The organism is Bizionia paragorgiae, assembly GCF_900107625.1.
GTDB classification, from domain to species: Bacteria; Bacteroidota; Bacteroidia; order Flavobacteriales; family Flavobacteriaceae; genus Bizionia; species Bizionia paragorgiae.
Window position 1 is genome coordinate 23,872 of the sequence record NZ_FNQK01000022.1, and the last position, 20,546, is coordinate 44,417.

Consider the following 20,546-nt stretch of genomic DNA (forward strand, 5'->3'; position numbering starts at 1 on the left):
TGTTTTTTATAAGCGGCTTTTTATGTTGAAATAAAAAACAGTATTGAGTAACAGCCTGTATTAATTGAGTATAAGTAGCGCTATATTGCGTGAAGCCTCTCATTTTGTTCTGCCATTCATGATTTTCAAGTTTCGTCATTTTATTTTAAACTTAAAAGTGCGTAAGTTTATCTCATTGAAATTAACGACACTTAAGGGTCGTGGTATATAATGATATATATTAAATACATTTTATGGGTTCTCTTATTAACCGTTAGTCTAGTGGACGTTCAGGCTCAAACAATTCCGCAACGTTCTCAAGTTACTCAAAATGGCTTCACTCTTAAAGGATTGGTTCGCGATAGTGAAACACATTCTCCTATTAGAGGTGTTAATATTCAAGGTAATAATGGCGGGTACGCTTCCTCTAATTTTGAGGGTAAGTTTTTAATAGAAGTACGTATTGGTGACGAATTAATTATTAGTCATAAAGATTTTGAAACTATTTATTACAGTGTTAATTCTACAGATGATTTAACTATAGATGTTAGGCCTGCCGACCAACAGCGGCCTACTCAAAGCTATTCAGCAAAAAATAATATACCGTTTAAAAGTGTAATCGATTCGGCTAAATTCTATAAAAATATATCGGCAGAAAAAAGTATTCAGTTCATAGCCGAAAGTATTAGTAAAAGTAATTCAACCCACCAAAATGCTGAAGCTTTTGAGGTTTTGGCCGATGTCTATAGCTATTGGAAACAATATGATTTGGCAGTTTCTAATTATCGCATAAGTTTAAACAATGTGAATACCGTTTCCGTGCAATTAAAGTTAGCGCAAGCCTACTACCTCAATAAAAATTATCAGGAAAGTATAGCCGTTTACGAGCAGTTAACCAAAGCGAAGTTGTCAGAAACTGTTCTTAGCGATGTTTATGAAGGGTTGGGGGATGTCCTGAGTACGACTAAGCAGCATCAAAAAGCAATTACCGCTTATAAAAAAGGATTAGCCATTGCTAAGCGTTCTTTAATAACACCAAAAATAACAGATTTAAATAGTAAAATAGCTCAGACCTATAGTGCTAGTGGCGCTCTAAGTGAAGCAGAAAGCTACTACAAAAGTTCACTGGATTTAGCCACTAAGGAAAATAAAGAGCGGGCTGTAAAAGAAAAACTTAAGGTGGCCGATTTTAATAGTGCTAATCAGGCTTATAGTAATGAAATAAAACTTCGTAAAGAATCCTTACACGTCATTGAAGCTATTGAAGCCGATACAATAATTGATAATGAAAGTGATTATACCCTACAAAAACAGCATTATAAAATAGGTAATGCCTATTATCTAAAAAAGGAATATGATGCGGCTATTCCGTACTTACAACAAAGTATTATTGAGGCTGACAAACGTAAAGATTTAGTTGTAGAAAAAGATGCTAAACGAAAACTGTCGGAAGTGTATCGCGATGCCGGAGAATTCGAGAAAGCACTTAAAGCTTACGAAGATTATACGCAATCGGTAGAGAAGTTGTATATAAAAAAAGAACAGCAAATAACACAAGCGGCTCGTTTTAGCAAAAATATTGCTGAGCAGCAAAATCGTATTGAGTCTTTAGAAAGTGATCGTCAATTATCGGAAAGTAGATACCAATTAAATCAAGAACAAAACAAACGACAAACCTTAATTATCTATTCATTAATAGGTGGGGTGCTATTGCTATTGTTGGTGGCCTATGTTATGTTTAAATTTATAAAACAACAAAAGCTAGCCAATAACTTACTTGCCTTAAAATCCCTGCGATCTCAAATGAATCCCCATTTCATTTTTAACGCCCTAAACTCCGTAAATAGTTTTATAGCGACAAATGATGAGCGTACGGCCAATAAGTATCTGAGTGATTTTTCTAAGCTTATGAGGGCTGTATTAGAGAATAGTGAAGAAAATTTCATACCTCTAAGTAAAGAGATTGAATTGATTGAGTTGTATACCAAACTCGAGCACTTTAGGTTTAAAGATAAGTTTGAATATAGCCTAACTGTCGATGAGAAAATCGTGGTTTCCGATTATACTATTCCTCCCATGTTACTTCAGCCGTATATTGAAAATGCGGTTTGGCACGGTCTACGTTATAAAAAAGAAAAAGGACATTTAACCATTGAAATTCAAAAACAGTCGCATGATACTATTACAATTCGTATTACCGACGATGGCATTGGTCGTAAACAATCGAAAGCCTTAAAAACCCATAATCAAAAGAAACAAAACTCTAAAGGGATGGGGAATATTGAAAAGCGCGTGTCTATATTAAATGCGATGTATAAAGATAAGGTCGATGTATTAATAACCGATTTTAATACTGAAGGCGATACGGGAACACAAGTTATTGTGACCTTAAAAAAGGACGATCGCAAGCTAAAAAACATATAGTTTAATACAAGAATCTAAAAGCACAATGAAATTACAATCTATAATAGTAGAAGATGAAGAAACGAGTCGGGAGATTCTAAAAACCTATCTACATAAATATTGTCCCAATGTAGAGGTTGTAGGGGAAGCGTCCAATATCAATGATGCTTTAGAGTTGATTCGGAAAACGGCTTTGGATGTGGTGTTTTTAGATGTTGAAATGCCTTATGGTAATGCCTTTGACCTATTAGATAAAGTTGGCGACAGAAGCTTTGAAACGATTTTTGTGACGGCTTACAACGACTACGCCATAGAAGCATTAAACGCACATGCCTCTTATTATTTAATGAAACCAATAGCTATAGATGACCTCATAAAGGCCGTCGATTATGTGTGGGATATAAAACAAAAGGAAGAAGCACTTCAGCATCAAGTACTGGTGCCTAAAACCATAAAAAATATAGATGGTAAAATTACTATCCCGCAGCAAGACGGATTCGAAGTCATACAAAATGCAGATATTTTGTATTGTAAAGCCGATGATAATTATACAGAAATCTATTTATTAAATAACAAACGTAAAGTGGTTAGTAAGACCTTAAAATATTTTGAAGAGGCCCTTAACGGTGTTGGCTTTGCTCGGGTACATAAGAGTTATTTGGTTAATGTAAACCACGTCGTGAAATACATTAAAGGAAAGGGTGGAAGTGTCATTTTAAGTAATGGATCTGAAGTGATGGTTTCGGCTTCTAAAAAAGCAGAGCTGCTTGCTTATTTTAAATAATAAACACTAATAAATATAAATTAATTATGCCAATAATAAAACCAGTAAATGGAATAGAGTCACAAATCCCTGAGGATTGTTATATCGCAGAAAACGCCACGGTGGTAGGGGATGTAAAAATGGGCAAGGAATGTAGTATATGGTTTAATGCCGTGCTTCGTGGAGATGTTAATTTTATAACCCTAGGAGATAAAGTAAATATTCAAGATGGGGCCGTTGTACATTGTACGTATCAGAAGTATCCAACACGTATAGGAAACAATGTGTCTGTAGGTCATAATGCCATAGTTCACGGGTGTACTATTCACGATAATGTGTTAATCGGAATGGGGAGTATAGTGATGGATAATTGTGTTGTGGAAAGCAATAGTATTATTGCTGCTGGTGCTGTGCTAACTCAAAATACGGTTGTCGAATCGGGGAGCATTTACGCTGGAGTGCCTGCAAAGAAAGTAAAAGATATTAGTGAAGAACTTATTCACGGTGAGATTAACCGAATAGCAGAGAATTATATTAAATATTCGAGTTGGTTTAAATAATGATTAAAAATCTAAGTACTTGATGTCATGATCACCACCTAAAAGTGTAGCTATAGTTTGTTTGTTTTTAGTATTGATATAAAAGGTATTAACACCTTTAGTTTTTTTGGGGTTGATAAGTTGTTTTTCTTCTAGAATGGCTTTTGTGTGCCTAGCTACAGCGGCACCAGAATCTATAATGTTAATGTTGGTTGGCAATAACTTTATGAGTTGAGGAATTAAATAGGGGTAATGTGTGCATCCTAAAACGAGATAATCAATATTAGAGTCAAGCATGGGTTTGGTATATAATTTTAAGAGAGAAGTCATTTCCTCCGAATTTATCTTACCCTCTTCAATTAAGGGAACCAAGCCTTCTCCAACGCGTTCTACTATTTCAATACCATCGCTATAAAGATCTGTTGTTTGATGAAATAGGGTGCTAGAAAGCGTCCCTTGTGTAGCTAAAATACCAATAGCTTTCGTTTTTGTTTTTAAAGCCGCCGGTTTAATCGCTGGTTCAATGCCAATAATCGGAATGCTAAATCGATCTCTTAAAATGGAAATCGCATTGGTCGTCGCTGTATTGCAGGCAACAACAATTATTTTACAACCGCGATCGACGAGATATTGTGTGTTTTTAATACTGAGTTCGATAATGTTTTCTTTAGATTTCGAACCGTAAGGTGCATGTTTACTATCGGCTAGATAAATGGTGTTTTCATGGGGTAAAAGGCTGTGTATCTCCTTCCATATAGAAGTGCCACCAACACCAGAATCGAATAAGCCAATAGGTTGTGTATTCATAGGATAAAATTTTGAGCTATAAAAATACAAAAGCCGTCTTAAAAAGACGGCTTTTGCGATTTAATATCTTACGTTTAGATTTAGAAACCTAATTCTTTTTTTACGTCGGCAAGTAAATCTTTACCATTAGCCATAATTACACCACCACCTTGAGTAGAGTCTAAAACGTAGTCGAAACCTTGAGCTTTAGCTACTTTTAAAATTGCTGCTTTAGCTTTTTCAGTAATAGGCTTTAAGAAATCAATTTCTTTTTGTTGTAAATCTCTTTGAGCAGTGTTAGCATACTGTTGGATGTCTTGTTCCATTTTTTGAACTTCGATCACTCGCTTTTCGTTCTCTTCTTGAGTTTTAGTAGCAGCTTCAGCGTTGTACTTTTCCATTTTGGCTTTGTACTCGTTTTGCATTGCTTTAATATCAGAATCGTAAGTTTTACCTAACTTTTCCATTTCAGATTGTGCCGATTTCATTTCTGGCATCGCTTTAATTAATTCTGAAGTATTAATATGTGCTACTTTAGATTGAGCATTTGTAAAGCTAGTTGCTCCAATAAATAATGCTGCTGCAATTAAAAGGGTTTTAAATTGTTTCATTTTGAAATAGTATTTGCGTGTTAAATTGTTAATTAATTAATGTTTAGTTATCGTCTTTGTTGTCTTCTTCTTTATTATTCTTGCGGTCTTCTATAGCCTGCCGCTTCTTTTCTTCGAGTTCTTTTTTTCTAGCTTCTCTATCGGCTAATTTTTTAGCGCGGCGTTCTTCTAAAATTTGTTCTCTTGTTTTTTGATCGTCCTGGTTTTCAGAAGTACTTTTTTCGGCATCTTCACCATCTTCAGCAGTACTACTGTCGTCTGTTTTATTGTCTTTGTTTCTAGCGTCTATTTTATCTTGTCGTGCTTTTTCACGTTCGGCAAGAATTTGCGCTCTTCGATCTTCGGCTTCCTTTCTGCGCTCTTCAATTAATTTGCGGCGAGCTTCTTTTTTAGCCTCTAAAGCTAACTCTCTTTCATCTTTTCCTTCGTTAACCTCTACAAAAACCTCTTCATTTTCAACTTCTTTTTTGTCGGCCTTAGATTTTAACTGTTCACGTTTAGATGCCCTAGTGATGGTTCGTAACACTTGTTCACTGATATCAAAACGTTCAGCTGAATACAACATAACAACGTCGGCAGATTTATCGAATACGAAATCGTATTTTTTAGCTTTTGCAATATCTTGAACCGCTTGAAAAATCTGATCTTGTATAGGTTGCATCAATTGCTTTTTCTGAAGCATTAAATCCCCATTTGTTCCGAAGCGTTTTTTCTGATAATCTAAGATTTCCTTTTCTTCAAAATCTAAATCTTCTTCGCGTTCTTCTATAAGTTCTTTAGTTAATAGTGCTTTTTCATTGTTTAAGGCAGTACGTTTTAATTCCAATGCATTTAACTGTTCTTCAATTTCACTTTTCCATTGCTGGACTTTATTTTCTAACTGTAAAGTCGACTCCGAATAATCTGGTACATTTTGCAGTATATATTCTGTGTCGATATAGCCAATTCTTACACCGCGTTGTGCGTGAACTGTGAGACTAATAAAGCTTAGTGTTACTATTAAAAAAAGGACTTTAAGTTTCATTTGTTTCATGGTCTTATTTTTTTGAAAATGGTGTCATTACTCAATAATATGTTTTGATATTATTCTTTGTTTTGACATACTGTTTTCAAAATAACGAATTTTAATTCTAAATATTTAAAATCTTTTAGCAAATCCTCAAAATCTCTATTGAAAATATCGTGCCAAAAATATAAAATAGTTTAAATATCTATGTTCAGAATAGAATATCAGACACATTTATTACCTATGATGTTAAAATTGTTGTCCAATAATAAAGTGAGTTTCCCACCCGTGTTTTTGTGATTGCCCTGGTAGACTATCAAATCCATGACCAAAGTCTATTCCTAAAAGTCCAAAAGCCGGCATAAAAATTCTTACACCAAAACCAGCAGATCGCTTCACATCAAATGGATTATATCCTCTAAAACTATCATAAGAGCCCCCTGCTTCTAAGAATGATAAGGCATAAATTTTAGCACTTTGTTTTAAAGTAATAGGGTAACGAAGTTCTAAAGAAAATTTATTGTATAGCGCTCCTCCATCCTGAGAAGATAAAGCTTGGTTAGGGTATCCCCTAAGCGCTATTGCCTCTCTTCCATCTAAACTATAAGTTCCTAATCCATCACCTCCAACAAAGAAACGTTCGAAAGGAATAACTCCTCTGTCTTGGTTATAAGCTCCTAAGAAACCAAATTCTACACTAGATTTAAAAACAAATTTATCAACTGCTTTGGTATACCAATCACCTTTAAATTTTATTTTATAAAATTCTAACCATTTAAAGCGCTCTTGATCGATTTCTGATACTCTTGCTGCAGCTTCATTTCTAACCAAATCAGATTTGTTACTATCAGCAATTATTGCTTCGTTATTTTCTCTCTCCTCTTTTAATCCAGTATAGTCCGTGTTGTTAAATAATGAGTAGGGTATAGACATTTTTGCTGTAACACTAAATTTAGAACCCCCCATTGGAAAAACAGGATCGTTAAACGTGTTATCTCTACTTAATCCTACAGTATAGGCTAAGTTGTTCGAATAACCGTCACCAAATGTGAATAAACCTGTATTATAGTTTTTTAAATTATAATGTTGAAAGCTTACCGCTTGAGATAAAACGAAATAATCGTCAGGCACAGATAGACGCTTAGCTAAACCAAATGTAATTCCAGTAATATTAAAACGCTTATCTTTATCTGCATCTCGTGTTTGCGGGTTGTATAAAAACTGTTTTGTATGTGATAATGACGTCGAAAATTGTACTGGTTTTTTACCTCCCATCCAAGGTTCTGAAAAAGAAAAACTATAGGTTTGATAAAAACGACTCGCTTGTAATCGCAAGGCTAATTTTTGTCCATCTCCGGAAGGGATTGGCTTGTAAGCTTCTTTATTAAATATGTCTTTTAACGAGAAGTTGTTAAATGATAATCCTAAAGTTCCTATAAAACCACCTCCACCGTAACCACCTTGTAATTCTATTTGGCTTGAACCCGATTCTACTACCGAGTATTCCATATCAATAGAACCCTCTTCTGGATTTGCGTTAATGAAATTTGGAGATAATTGTTCAGCATCAAAATAACCTAATTGGCTTAATTCTCTTACTGTACGTACTACATTAGATTTACGGTATAATTCTCCCGGACGGGTTCTAATCTCTCTGTAAATTACGTGATCGTTAGTTTTTTCGTTTCCTACAACGGTTACTTTGTTAAAGTATACAGGTTTACCTTCGATAATTCGAATTTCCATATCGATAACATTACCTTCAGCATTAGTTTCTACAGGGTTAATCTTAGAAAATAAATACCCGTTATCTTGGTATAAGTTTGTGATGTCATCCGCATCTGGAGACGAGTTGTCCGCTATTCTTTTTTCAAGTAATACCCCGTTGTAAGTATCACCTTTCTCAATTCTAAGTTTACGTTTTAGAAAAGCATCTGAGTATACCGTGTTCCCGATAAAAGTGATCTCTCCAAACTTATATTCTTCACCTTCCTCTATGGTAAGTGCTAAATCAATAGTTTTATTGTCATTTTTTATTAAAGAGTCAGTAATAATTCGTGCATCGCGATACCCGTTTTCTTTATATAAATTAATTACACTTTCTAAATCTTCTTTATACTTATCTTCGATATATTTAGAACGTTTTAAAACACGAAAAAAGAATTTTTCTTTCGTATTTTTCATGGCTTTCTTAAGTTTTTTATCGCTTAATACCGTGTTTCCTTCAAAGTTTATATTCTCAATTTTAACTTTCTCTCCTTTGTCTATGGCAAGAACCATATTTACACGTGCTTTTTTTATAGAATCTTCCACTGGCACAGTGTTTATATGCACTTTAGTATTAAGGAAACCGTCTTTTCTGTATTTGTTTTGAAGGTAGTTTTTTGTTGTTGTAATTAAGTTTTCGGTTACTTTTACGCCTTTTTGAAGTTTGTTGTCCTTAATTAAAGATTCTTTTTTACCTTTTTTAATACCTGTGATTTTTACGTCGTTCAGTTCAGGTAAATCAGATAATCGAATTTCTAAATACGCGGCATCGCCTTGTACTTCAGTAAGGTATATCTCGATATCGTTAAATAAATTCGAGTTCCATAGTTTTTTTATCGCTGCACTAATCTCTTCTCCAGGGACAAGTATTTCTTTCCCTTTTCTAAGACCTGAATAGGTTATAATTGTTTGATCATTAAAACTTGTATTACCTTTTACAGTAATATTGGCAATGGTATATTTTTTACCATTTGCGTATGATAGATTTTGTGCTGTTGCGATTTGGCTTGTTATTGTAAATAATACAAGTAATGCGAATTGTAGTAATGTTTTCAAAGATAATTTTTTAGCTAATTTGTTCACTTGTTTTCCCAAATCGTCGTTCTCTATTTTGATATTCAATAATAGCATCATACAAATGTTGCTTTTTAAAATCTGGCCATAAAACTGGCGTAAAGTATAATTCTGCGTAAGCGATTTGCCAGAGTAAAAAATTACTAATTCGTTGCTCACCACTAGTGCGTATTAATAAATCTACATCTGGTAAATTTTGCGTGTAAAGATGCTCATTAATAATTGATTCATCAATATTTTCGGCAGAAATTATATTATTTTTAACTTTATTACTTATTTTTTTGACTGCGTTTACCATCTCTTCTCTAGAGCCATAACTAAGTGCTAGAGTAAGAGTCATTCTCGTATTTGTCTTGGTAATATCAATAACTTCTTGAAGCTCTTTAAAAACTTTTTTAGGGAGTAAATTAAGGTTCCCAATAGCATTCAACTTTATATTGTTATTTGTTAATGTTTTAATTTCTTTCTTTAAAGAAGAGACTAATAGGCGCATTAACGTATCGACTTCGATTTGTGGTCGGTTCCAGTTTTCGGTAGAAAACGCATAAAGAGTAAGGTTTTTTATACCGAGTTCCGCTGAAGCTTCTACTGTTTCCCGTACAGATTTTGTTCCGTTTTCGTGCCCAAAAGCGCGAAGCATTCCTTTTTGTTTAGCCCAACGACCATTACCATCCATTATAATGGCGAGATGCTGTGGCAGTTTGCTTGTATTTATTTTTTCTAAACTCAAAATTAATAGGGGCAAAAACAAGGGTTTCTGCCAAATGTATAGGTTAAGGTTACACCTGTGAAAGTGTACCAGTCGTTATTATTTATATTTCCAAAACTCTTTGATTCGACAAGATTTTCACTATCAGGCACACTGCCGTCCAACTCGTCAGAAAATGTGTAACGTGCACCAACTTCAAAAGCTAAAACTAATTGCGATGAAATAGAGGCTTTAAATCCTAAAACTAAAGGAATGCCATAGGCATAACTCGAAGTGTTTTCACTAATGACTTTACCGTTTTCAAAATAAAAGTTGTCGTGTTTAGCTACACTTATTCCTGAGTATAAGTATGGTGTGGCAGCTGGTTTGTCACTATGTAAATCAAACTCCCAGAAGGTAAATTCCATTCCAGCAGAAAGTTCTAATATATTATTATTGAATTCATAGCCGCGCTCAATACGCCCAGACTCATCCGATTTACTGTCTATACCTTCCAATTCCGAAAATAGAAGTGAAACTCTCCAGGAATGTCGCGGACTCCTATTCCACTTATATATACCTCCAATAGTCAACTGACTTGGTGCAATGTAATTTGTTGCACCAACATCGCCAATAAAGTTACTACCTCCCATAAATACACCAAATTCATGTATTTGAGCAGAACTTAATTGTATGCTGAATAATGTTATTAATAAAAATGAAATATACTTCATAAGTGTTCAAAAGTTTGCAAATATAATAAACTAAGATTAGCCTATACCAATTTAAATTAATTAGTTATAGGGTTTAAAACAGATTTCTTTGTAAATTATTGTTTAATTCCTCTTGTCTACCCCCCAAAGTAGCTTTTTGCGTAAGGTGTCTAAAAAGCTTTCGTACGGCAGCTCGATCATATTAATGGTGAAATCTGCTTTTCTTATGGTAACACTAGTGTTGTTGCTTAGCGTTATTATTCTAGAATCTAAAGACACTAAATAATAATCTTCTCTACCGTGCACCGTTAATTCAATTTTTGTAGAATCTTCTATAACTAAAGGTCTTGCACTTAAGTTGTGCGGTGCAATAGGAGTTAACACAAAGCTTGTTGCATCTGGAGTAATAACTGGTCCGCCACAGCTTAAAGAATAGCCTGTAGATCCCGTAGGGGTAGATACAATTAAGCCGTCACTCCAGTAAGAGGTTAAGTATTCGTCGTTTAGTTTCGTGTCTACAGTAATCATAGACGTTGTGTTTTTTCTGCTAACGGCAATCTCGTTTAAGGCAAAATTTAAATCCTTAATATCGCTATTTTCTTCCGAGGTTTCTAATGAAAGTAAGCTGCGCTTTGAGAGGGTGTAGTTTTTGTCAAAAATATGTTTAATAGCATCTTCTATTTCATCATGTTGTATGGTTGCTAAAAAACCTAAGCGCCCCGTATTTATACCTATAATTGGGATGTTGAGATTTTTAACATAGGTAATAGCTCTTAAAATGGTACCGTCACCACCAATGCTAACTAGTAAATCAAAGCTGTCATCTAACTCAGAAAAGGTTTTAGATTCGAAAGGGAAATTAAAGTCTTTATTTATGGCTTTAAAAAAGGCCTCTTCAATAAAAATTGAGGTTTTATATTGCAGTAATGTATCAATTAGAACTTTTGTCGAGTCTATAGAATGTTTTTTGGGAAATTGACTATAAATAGCAACTTTCATAAACTATATATTAAGGTATTTGTTTAAGTAATCTGAGCGTTCTTTTAGGTCTTCAATATAACTATCTTCTTCGTGTCCCGATATAATATTATAACTATAACGTCTAAAGGTTTGCATGATTTCAGTCAGCCCAGCGTTGCCTATTTTTAAAGTGATTTGTGCGATGTCATTTTCAATTTTAGAAATGAATGCACCCAATAATTTACCATCATTAGATTCTACAATCTGACTAATTTCACTAAAAGAATAATCAGATAAGCCTTTTTCGATAATTAGAACGGCTCCAGCTTCAGAAAAAAACGGGGTGTCATTAAATAAACCAATAATATCATTTAACTCGTAATAGCCTAAATAACTATTTTGCTCGTTTAGAATAGGCATGATATTAGTTTTGTTTTGTGCAAAAGCTTCTAAAACATCGAGCCAATTGGTGCTATCGCGAACAAAAAAACTTTCGGTGGCATAGACACAATCTTTAATGTGCTTTTTGCTTTCAAAACAGTGTAAATCAATTTCCGATAAACAGCCTAAATAAACACCGTCTTCATTCATAATAGGGATATGAGAATAGGTGAGTTGATTAAATAGCAATTTTAAATCACTAATCAACCCGGTGTTTTGAAGTGGTTTTATATCGTTTATTATGTATTCTGATAAATTCATCTGAGTTCACGTTAACTTTGCGCAAATTAATTAAAATTTAATACACTAACGCAGTTCTACTTTGTATTTTTGTCTTTTAAATACTTGAAAAGATGACTAAACTTAGTGTTAATATTAATAAGATAGCTACTTTAAGAAATTCTAGAGGTGGCGATTTGCCTAATGTGGTTCAATTTGCAAAGGATGTTCAGGAGTTTGGGGCGCAAGGTGTAACGATTCACCCAAGACCAGATGAAAGACATATTCGGTATCAGGACGCTTACGATTTAAAACCAGTGGTGTATACCGAGTACAATATAGAAGGTAACCCCATACCAAAGTTTATGGAGATGGTTTTAGAATTAAAGCCTACTCAAGTGACTTTAGTTCCAGATAGTATAGATGCGTTAACGAGTAATGCGGGTTGGGACACTATTAAATATAAAGACTTTTTATCGGAGGTTATCCAAGAGTTTAAAAGCAATGGCATAAGAACGTCGATATTTGTTGATCCCGAAAAACAGCAAATAGAAGGCGCAGCAAAAACAGGTACCGATAGAATAGAACTGTATACCGAAGCCTTTGCGCATCACTATGGTTTAGGGAATTCGCAAGCGATTGTACCTTACACCGAATGTGCAGAGCTAGCCAATAGTCTCGGACTGGGTATTAATGCGGGGCACGATTTATCTTTAGAGAATATTGCGTTCTTTAAAGCTAATATCCCCGAATTGTTGGAGGTGTCTATTGGCCATGCATTAATTTCAGAAAGCTTATATTTAGGTGTGGAACAAGTCATAAAAAGCTATTTACAAAAATTAAAATAATGCAACTACATTCAAATATATTAGGGGCGGGAAGACCGTTTGTTATTTTACATGGTTTTTTAGGGATGAGTGATAATTGGAAAACCTTGGGACGCAAGTTTTCTGAATTACCATTCGAAGTGCATTTAGTAGATCAAAGAAACCATGGTAGGAGTCCGCATAGCGATACGTTTAATTATGATGTGTTGGTTGAAGACTTAAAAGAATACTGTAATGCTCATAATTTAAAAGATATTATTCTTCTAGGGCATTCTATGGGAGGTAAAACAGCTATGCAGTTTGCAGCAACCTATCCGGAATATGTGTCTAAATTGTTGGTTGCAGATATTTCTCCTCGTTTTTATCCTGTGCATCACGATACCATTTTAAAAGGATTGGAGTCATTAGATTTCGAGACGTTAAGTAGTCGTGGGGATGCCGATGAGCAGATGGCAAATTATGTAACCGATTTTGGCACGCGTCAATTTTTGCTTAAAAACCTCTACTGGAAAGAAAAAGGGAAGTTAGGATTAAGAATAAATTTAGAGGTGCTAACAGAGCATGTTGGAGAAGTAGGTGAAGCTTTGCCGGCTCAAGCTAAATTTGATAAAGACACCTTATTTTTACGTGGGGATAAAAGTGAGTATATAGGTCCTCAAGATGAGGCTTTAATTAACGTTCACTTTACAAATGCAACTATTATAACCATTTCGAATGCAGGCCATTGGTTGCACGCCGAAAATCCAGAGGACTTTTACAATGCTGTTGTAAATTTTATTAATTAATAATCAAAACCAAAAAATCGAAACCTTATGAAATTAATTGTTAGACTCTTATTAAGTGCTTTAGCGGTAGTTGTATTAGCAAATATACTTAATGGTGTATCTGTAGATGGTTATGTTACTGCAATTATTGTGGCGCTAGTACTTTCTATTTTAAACTTATTTGTAAAACCTATACTCGTAATATTAACATTGCCAATTACCATTCTTACTTTAGGATTATTTTTAATAATAGTAAATGCCTTGGTGATTTTATTGGCCGATAGCTTAATCTCAGGCTTTGCCGTAGATGGTATTTGGTGGGCTGTGCTATTTAGTATTTTATTGTCGGTATTACAGTCTTTATTACATTCATTCTTAAATGATGATTAGTAAGATGCCTGAAAACAATGTCTTAAAATTTAAATAAGACTGAAACACAAGGTGTTAAAAACTTTGATGGAGTGTAAAAAAATACTACTTTTGCACTCCATTTTTATTTAGTAAAAAATTAATTGCCAACGGCTATATATTATTCAAAATGAATATTACAAGAGAAAACATTGATGCATTAAATGCAGTTGTAAAAGTAAATATCGCAAAAGACGATTACAGTAATAAGGTTGATAAAATCTTAAAAGACTACAAGAAAACTGCTAACATTCCAGGATTTAGAAAAGGACAAGTGCCTATGGGAATGGTTAAAAAGCAATACGGAAAAGCGGTGCTAATAGAAGAAGTAAACAAATTACTTCAAGAGTCTTTAAATAAATATTTAACTGAAGAGAAGTTAGACGTTTTAGGACAGCCACTTCCAAGAATGCAGTCGGATATTAATTGGGATGCAGACGATTTTTCTTTTGAGTTTGAATTAGGATTAACTCCGGAATTCGATGTTGAATTAAAAGGAAAGAAAGCAATCACTCATTATACTATTGTTGCAGACGATAAAATGATTGATGAGCAGGTAGAACGTATTCAAAAACAATACGGAAAACTAATCTCTCAAGATGTTGTTGAAGCAGATAGTGAAATCACTGGGGTTTTCAAAAATGAAGAAGAAGGTATTGAAAACACGGTAACTTTAACTTTAGATAAATTTAAAGGTAAAGCAACAGAAAAGAAATTTGTAGGTGCTAAAGTTGGCGATGTAATTACATTAAAAACTAAAGGACTTTACGAAGACGATCACGAATTAATGCACGCGCTTAAAGTGGAGCACGATAAAGCACACGGATTAGAAATTGAAGTGACTTTTGAGATTACAGAAATCAACAAAAGAGAGCTTGCAGATTTAGATCAAGAGTTATTTGATAAGTTATTTGGTGAAGGTGCTGTAAAATCGGTTTCAGAATTAAAAGCTAAGATTAAAGAAGATGCTGAAAAGCAATTCGTACAACAGTCTGATCAAAAATTATTAAACGACGTTACAGAATATTTAGTAGAGAACACAACCTTCGACCTACCGTCTACATTCCTTCAAAAATGGATGCAGCAAGCAGGTGAAACTGAAATGTCTGAAGAGCAGGTTAAAGAGGAATACGAGAAGTCTGAAAAGAGTTTACGTTACCAGTTAATCGAGTCGAAATTAATGGAAGCAAACGATTTAAAAATTGATTTTGAAGACGTTAAGAGTAGTGCTAAAGCAATGATTAAAACACAAATGGCTCAATTTGGACAGTTAAATCCTTCAGAAAAAGAATTAGACGATATCGCTGCACGTGTGTTATCTAATCAAGAAGAAGTTAAACGTATTTCAGAACAAGTTGTAAGTCAGAAATTACTTAATCTTTATAAAGAAAAAGCAAACATTAAAGCTAAAGAGTTAACTTACGATAAGTTTGTTAAGGAAGTTTATGGCGATAAATAAGCCGTTTCTTTTTAAAGAATTATCATTATCTTTAGGCGTTGAAATGTTATAGTTTTAACGCCTAAATTATTTCAGTTAAATTCAACTTAAAAAGTTTGAAAGCTATTGATATAATGGTACATTAATACATACGCTTGTAATTATTACAAGATATATAACTCAATTAAAAAGCATTACTTACACTATGGATTACGGAAAAGAATTCGAAAAATTCGCAATAAAAGACCAAGGGATTAACAGCATGTACTACAATAAAATTATTAGTAGTATGTACCCTACAAACCTGACTCCAAACATTATAGAGGAACGCCAAATGAATATCGCTATATTCGATGTGTTTTCAAGATTAATGATGGATCGTATTATCTTTTTAGGAACAGGAATTAACGACCAAGTAGCTAATATTATTCAAGCGCAACTTTTATTTTTAGAAAGTACAGATGCGAATAAAGACATCCAAATTTACATTAACTCTCCAGGAGGAAGTGTATATGCTGGTTTAGGTATTTACGATACAATGCAATTTATTAAGCCAGATGTAGCTACAATTTGTACAGGTATGGCTGCTTCTATGGGAGCGGTTTTATTATGTGCTGGTGAAAAAGGAAAACGTAGTGGTTTAACACACTCGCGTGTTATGATTCACCAACCTTTAGGTGGTGCTCAAGGTCAAGCTAGTGATATTGAAATTACAGCGCGAGAGATTTTGATCTTAAAAGAAGAATTATACAATATAATAAGTAAGCATTCAGGTCAGGATTACGACAAAGTATACCAAGATAGTGATCGTGATTATTGGATGAAAGCTGATAAAGCAAAAGAATACGGAATGATCGATGAGATCTTAGTTCGTAGTTAATTATTAAAAAATACAAACTGTTTCTCTAGTACTAGAGAAACAGTTTAAATTACAAAGTATGGCAAAGGAAGAATTAGAATGTTCATTTTGTGGTAGGAAAAAGCCAGAAACTAGCTTATTAATAGCTGGGTTAGATGCGCATATATGCGACCGTTGTATCGAGCAAGCTCACGGCATTGTTTTAGAAGAATCTAAGCAAACCGACAATAGTGACTTATCGGCAGAACTGATGCTTAAAAAGCCACAAAAAATTAAAGCGTTTTTAGATGAGTATATCATCGGGCAGGATTATACCAAGCGCGTAATGTCTGTTGCGGTCTATAATCACTACAAGCGTTTATTGCAACCCGTAAGTAATGATGATATCGAAATTCAGAAATCAAATATCATTATGGTTGGGCAAACAGGTACTGGTAAAACATTAATTGCTAAAACCATTGCAAAAATGTTAAATGTACCCTTAGCTATTGTTGATGCAACCGTGCTAACCGAAGCAGGATATGTAGGAGAGGATGTTGAGAGTTTGTTAACGCGTTTATTACAAGCAGCCGATTATAATTTAGAAAAAGCTGAAAAAGGAATTGTATTTATCGACGAGATCGATAAAATTGCACGTAAAAGTGACAACCCTTCTATTACCCGTGATGTATCTGGAGAAGGTGTTCAACAAGGACTGCTTAAGCTTCTTGAAGGAACAGTTGTTAACGTACCACCAAAAGGAGGACGTAAGCATCCAGATCAAAAATTTATTGAAGTCAATACCGAAAACATCTTGTTTATTGCTGGTGGTGCTTTTGATGGTATCAATAAAGTAATTTCTAAGCGTTTAAATATGCAAGCGGTAGGGTATAGTGCGTCTATGAGTGATAACAAAATAGATCACGACAATTTATTGCAATATATTATTCCGAAGGATTTAAAAGATTTTGGATTGATACCAGAGATAATTGGTCGTCTTCCTGTTTTAACACATATGAATCCCTTAGATGCTGAAACGTTAAGAGCGATTTTAACCGAGCCTAAAAATGCTATTATTAAACAATACAAGAAGTTGTTTGAAATGGATGAGATCGAGTTAAACGTCACTGAAGGGGCTTTAAACTATATTGTAGACAAAGCTATCGAATATAAGTTAGGAGCTCGTGGACTGCGTTCACTATGTGAAGAGGTGTTAACTGATGCCATGTTCGAATTGCCTGGTACTGATGTTAAGGAATTAAACGTAACAAAAAGTTATGCAGAAGATAAGTTGTCTAAAACGACACTTAAAAAGTTAAAAGCAGTGTCTTAAATTTTAGACTCTATTTAGTAAATACAAAAGCCCTTTCAGTAACTTGAAAGGGTTTTTTGCTTTATAACGTGTATCTGTTTTTCTAATCGGTTACGCAGAAAGTAGTCATTAAATCGTGACCTTTTGGTGCTGTAGTACCCCATAAAAAAGCCACTTATTATTAACTTATAAGCGGCTTGTACTGGTTTGATTTTTCGTGGTAAAAATTAAATCAGAATTCAAATAAAAGTGTAAAAGTTATTGTTAATCATTAAAAGTAATAATAAATACCTGATAATCAAAATGCTATGGGTGATAATTTTTTGGGGTTACGACTTTCCTTGTTGGTTTAGAGCTATTAAATTATCTATAAATTGGCGGGAATTCGATAATCGCGGTATTTTATGCTGTCCGCCAAGTTTATTATTTTCTTTGAGCCAATCATAAAACAAATGGGGTCTTGCAATGTTTATTTTTGGCTTGTTTAACGTCATATTATTGTAGCGTTTTGCTTCATAATCGGAGTTTAAAGCTTTCAACGCATTGTCGAATAGTTCGTTAAAGTAATTAATGTCTTTTGGGGGTGTTTTAAACTCTATCATCCACTCGTGGGCACCTTTTTCCTTGCCTTCCATAAAAATTGGTGCTCCTGTATAGTCAATTATTTCAGCAAATGTTTTTTTGCAAACCCGTTTCAAAGCTTCTTCGGCATTTTCTATAATGAGTTCTTCTCCAAAGACATTGATGTGATGTTTTGTTCTACCAGTTACTTTTATTCTGTAAGGGCTTACCGATGTAAACCGTACAGTATCTCCAATATTATAGCGCCATAAACCGGCATTGGTGGTGATAATTACCGCATAGTTTTTTCCTTGTTCTACCTCACTTAAAGGAATAATTTTTTCTTCAGGCGTCCCGTAAGTATCCATAGGGATAAACTCGTAGAAAATGCCGTAATCCAACATTAATAAGAGTTCACTTGAACTGTTGCGATCCTGAATAGCGAAAAATCCTTCCGAGGCATTATAAATTTCATAATATCTAAACTCCTTTCGAGGTAGGAGTTTTTTATACTGCTCTACATAAGGATTAAAGCTAACACCACCATGAAAATAGACTTCAAGGTTTGGCCAGATGTCTAATATAGAATCCTTGTTACTGTGTTCTAAAACATTATTAAGTAAAACCAACATCCAAGAAGGAACACCCGCAAGACTCGTCACATTTTCGTTGGTCGTTTCGTTAACTATAGCAGCCATCTTCGTTTCCCATTCACTAAGTAGCGATACTTTACTACTGGGTGTGCTGCTATATTCGGCCCAAAAGGGCATGTTGTCGATTAATATTGCGCTTAAATCACCAAATGCCGTTCCGTTTTCTTTATACAATTCCTTGCTACCTCCAAGACGTAAACTCTTTCCTGTAAACAGTTGCGAATCTTCGTTATTGTTTAAATACATACATAGCAAATCTTTACTAGCGGCGTAATGGCAGTCTTCTAAAGATTCTGAGCTTACGGGTATAAACTTGCTTTTTGCATTTGTGGTTCCACTAGATTTTGCAAACCACTTTATTGGGCTTGGCCAAAAAATATTGTGCTCACCTTGTCTAGCGCGCTCAATATTATGCTGATAGCCTTCGTAGTTAGAAATAGGAACACGGTTAGCAAACTCGGAATAGGTTTTAATAGATTCAAAACCGTGTTGTTTACCAATCTCGGTGTCTTTTGCTGTCTGTAACAAACTAAAAAGTAGTTCGTTTTGAACTTCATTAGGATACTTTAAAAAGAGTTCGATTTGGTGAAAACGTTTTTTTAAAAACCAGGAAGCAATAGAATTTACTAAGGGGATTGGCATATTTTTAAGTATATTTAAGCTCTAAAAATAATACTTTTTTTTATGACCTACCACGGTGTCCTCAGAAAAATGGAAACTGAATTTGCGAAGCCTGTTCAATATTATTTGGTTTTCGAAAACGATTTTATAAACTTTAATCAGCTGCTTAATAAAACGATTCAAATTGAGTTTGTTAAACACGAATGTTTAAACTGCCATCTCGATAAACCAATTTACCGACAAGGGTTTTGTAAAAGTTGTTTTTTCGATATTCCTCAGGCTGCAGATTGGATTATGAAACCAGAATTAAGTACAGCGCATTTGGATCAAGAAGACCGCGACTTAGAGTACGAAAAAAAAGTGCAGCTAAAACCACACATTGTATACTTAGCGAACTCTAGTAATGTAAAAGTTGGGGTAACGCGTAAAACACAAGTGCCTACACGTTGGATAGATCAAGGTGCTCATGAAGCTATTGAGATCGTAGAGGTTCCAAATCGTTATTTGGCAGGAATTACCGAGGTCGCACTAAAAGATCATGTCGCAGATAAAACCAATTGGCGTAAAATGCTAAAGAATGATGTGGACGATGAAAATTTAGTCACTTGGCGTGAAAAACTGAAAGCGTTTATTCCGGAAGAAGCTTTGGATTTTTATATTGAAACGAATACAGAAACGGAAATAGAATTTCCTGTTCTGCGCTACCCTATAAAACCTAAAAGTTTAAATATTGAAAAACAACAACGCTATCAAGGTGTGCTTAAAGGAATAAAAGGACAGTATCTTATATTTGAAGATGATACCGTTTTTAATATCCGTAGTAATGAAGGCATAGTTGTAAATATTTCAGTTATATAAACGAAAAAAACATCGTATTAAAAAATACGATGTTTTTTTATATATAATAAATATCAAAAAACGATTATACGTTTTCCGCGTCTCTTAATGCTTGGATATAAGATGCTTTTTGAATCTTACGTCTGTTTTTTACAGAAGGCTTAGTAAAGAACTGGTTCTCTCTTAAGTTTTGCATTACCTTAATGTTTCTGTGTTTTCTTTTGTAACGTTTTAATGCACGTTCTATATTTTCTCCGTCTTTAATTTCAATTCTTAACATATGCGTAAATTATGTGAGTTCTTAAATTTAGGTTGCAAAGATAAGCTTTACATTTTAC

At 34.1% G+C, this 20,546-nt stretch carries 20 protein-coding genes; 10 read left to right on the forward strand and 10 right to left on the reverse strand.

What is annotated here, in order from left to right; translation table 11 throughout:
• The first annotated feature begins 210 nt into the window (after window positions 1-210).
• Genes BLV64_RS13215 through BLV64_RS13225 form a run of 3 tightly spaced genes read left to right on the forward strand, consistent with a single transcriptional unit; the run spans window position 211 to window position 3,705 of the window.
• Window positions 211-2,403 carry a histidine kinase gene (locus BLV64_RS13215; RefSeq protein ID WP_092136349.1) on the forward strand — a complete coding sequence of 731 codons (2,193 nt, stop codon included), beginning with the start codon at window positions 211-213 and terminating at the stop codon, window positions 2,401-2,403.
• A 25-nt stretch (window positions 2,404-2,428) separates the two neighbouring features.
• Entirely contained in the window at window positions 2,429-3,166 is a 738-nt protein-coding gene (locus BLV64_RS13220) for a LytR/AlgR family response regulator transcription factor (protein WP_092136351.1), read from the forward strand.
• A 26-nt stretch (window positions 3,167-3,192) separates the two neighbouring features.
• A complete protein-coding gene (locus BLV64_RS13225; protein WP_092136352.1) occupies window positions 3,193-3,705 on the forward strand; it encodes a gamma carbonic anhydrase family protein in 513 nt (170 codons plus the stop codon).
• A gap of 3 nt (window positions 3,706-3,708) precedes the next feature.
• Here BLV64_RS13225 and murI read toward each other — a convergent pair whose 3' ends face one another.
• From murI to BLV64_RS13265, 8 genes are all read right to left on the reverse strand, one after another.
• Complete coding sequence (gene murI, locus BLV64_RS13230) at window positions 3,709-4,491, reverse strand: glutamate racemase (protein WP_092136354.1); 783 nt, start codon at window positions 4,489-4,491, stop codon at window positions 3,709-3,711.
• Window positions 4,492-4,571: 80 nt separating this feature from the next.
• Window positions 4,572-5,081, reverse strand: a complete 510-nt coding sequence (locus BLV64_RS13235) for an OmpH/Skp family outer membrane protein (protein ID WP_092136356.1) — start codon at window positions 5,079-5,081, stop codon at window positions 4,572-4,574.
• A 43-nt stretch (window positions 5,082-5,124) separates the two neighbouring features.
• Complete coding sequence (locus tag BLV64_RS13240) at window positions 5,125-6,114, reverse strand: OmpH family outer membrane protein (RefSeq protein ID WP_245705916.1); 990 nt, start codon at window positions 6,112-6,114, stop codon at window positions 5,125-5,127.
• A gap of 222 nt (window positions 6,115-6,336) precedes the next feature.
• Window positions 6,337-8,988, reverse strand: a complete 2,652-nt coding sequence (locus BLV64_RS13245) for a BamA/OMP85 family outer membrane protein (protein ID WP_092136358.1) — start codon at window positions 8,986-8,988, stop codon at window positions 6,337-6,339.
• Complete coding sequence (locus BLV64_RS13250; protein ID WP_394332351.1) at window positions 8,921-9,604, reverse strand: isoprenyl transferase; 684 nt, start codon at window positions 9,602-9,604, stop codon at window positions 8,921-8,923. Before BLV64_RS13250 ends, BLV64_RS13245 begins: the two co-directional genes overlap by 68 nt.
• Window positions 9,605-9,660: 56 nt before the next feature.
• Window positions 9,661-10,350 (reverse strand): type IX secretion system protein PorG, encoded by a 690-nt coding sequence (gene porG / locus BLV64_RS13255; RefSeq protein ID WP_092136360.1) that lies wholly within the window; start codon window positions 10,348-10,350, stop codon window positions 9,661-9,663.
• Between the two features lie 102 nt (window positions 10,351-10,452).
• Window positions 10,453-11,328: an NAD kinase gene (locus BLV64_RS13260; RefSeq protein WP_092136362.1), complete on the reverse strand. Its 876-nt coding sequence runs from the start codon at window positions 11,326-11,328 to the stop codon at window positions 10,453-10,455.
• Window positions 11,329-11,331: 3 nt separating this feature from the next.
• Window positions 11,332-11,991: a CBS domain-containing protein gene (locus tag BLV64_RS13265; RefSeq protein WP_092136364.1), complete on the reverse strand. Its 660-nt coding sequence runs from the start codon at window positions 11,989-11,991 to the stop codon at window positions 11,332-11,334.
• A gap of 92 nt (window positions 11,992-12,083) precedes the next feature.
• On the opposite strand from BLV64_RS13265, the gene BLV64_RS13270 reads away from it, so the two are divergent.
• The 6 genes from BLV64_RS13270 (at window position 12,084) to clpX (ending at window position 17,557) form a co-directional block, all read left to right on the forward strand.
• On the forward strand, window positions 12,084-12,797 hold the full coding sequence (locus BLV64_RS13270) for a pyridoxine 5'-phosphate synthase (protein ID WP_092136366.1): 714 nt from the start codon (window positions 12,084-12,086) through the stop codon (window positions 12,795-12,797).
• Complete coding sequence (locus tag BLV64_RS13275) at window positions 12,797-13,561, forward strand: alpha/beta fold hydrolase (RefSeq protein WP_092136368.1); 765 nt, start codon at window positions 12,797-12,799, stop codon at window positions 13,559-13,561. Before BLV64_RS13270 ends, BLV64_RS13275 begins: the two co-directional genes overlap by 1 nt.
• A 27-nt stretch (window positions 13,562-13,588) precedes the next feature.
• Window positions 13,589-13,930, forward strand: coding sequence for a phage holin family protein (locus BLV64_RS13280; RefSeq protein ID WP_092136370.1), 342 nt, complete (start codon window positions 13,589-13,591; stop codon window positions 13,928-13,930).
• Between the two features lie 148 nt (window positions 13,931-14,078).
• Entirely contained in the window at window positions 14,079-15,407 is a 1,329-nt protein-coding gene (gene tig / locus BLV64_RS13285; protein ID WP_092136372.1) for a trigger factor, read from the forward strand.
• Window positions 15,408-15,591: 184 nt separating this feature from the next.
• Window positions 15,592-16,266, forward strand: a complete 675-nt coding sequence (clpP, locus tag BLV64_RS13290) for an ATP-dependent Clp endopeptidase proteolytic subunit ClpP (RefSeq protein WP_092136374.1) — start codon at window positions 15,592-15,594, stop codon at window positions 16,264-16,266.
• Between the two features lie 58 nt (window positions 16,267-16,324).
• Window positions 16,325-17,557, forward strand: a complete 1,233-nt coding sequence (gene clpX, locus BLV64_RS13295) for an ATP-dependent Clp protease ATP-binding subunit ClpX (protein WP_092136376.1) — start codon at window positions 16,325-16,327, stop codon at window positions 17,555-17,557.
• A 308-nt stretch (window positions 17,558-17,865) separates the two neighbouring features.
• Here the strand turns inward: clpX and BLV64_RS13300 are convergent, their stop codons facing one another.
• Window positions 17,866-19,392 (reverse strand): GH3 auxin-responsive promoter family protein, encoded by a 1,527-nt coding sequence (locus BLV64_RS13300; protein WP_092136378.1) that lies wholly within the window; start codon window positions 19,390-19,392, stop codon window positions 17,866-17,868.
• Between the two features lie 42 nt (window positions 19,393-19,434).
• Here BLV64_RS13300 and BLV64_RS13305 point away from each other — a divergent pair, with 42 nt between their 5' ends.
• Window positions 19,435-20,229: a DUF2797 domain-containing protein gene (locus BLV64_RS13305; RefSeq protein WP_092136381.1), complete on the forward strand. Its 795-nt coding sequence runs from the start codon at window positions 19,435-19,437 to the stop codon at window positions 20,227-20,229.
• 64 nt (window positions 20,230-20,293) lie between these two features.
• Here the strand turns inward: BLV64_RS13305 and rpsU are convergent, their stop codons facing one another.
• Window positions 20,294-20,488 (reverse strand): 30S ribosomal protein S21, encoded by a 195-nt coding sequence (gene rpsU, locus BLV64_RS13310; protein ID WP_092136383.1) that lies wholly within the window; start codon window positions 20,486-20,488, stop codon window positions 20,294-20,296.
• Window positions 20,489-20,546 lie beyond the last annotated feature (58 nt).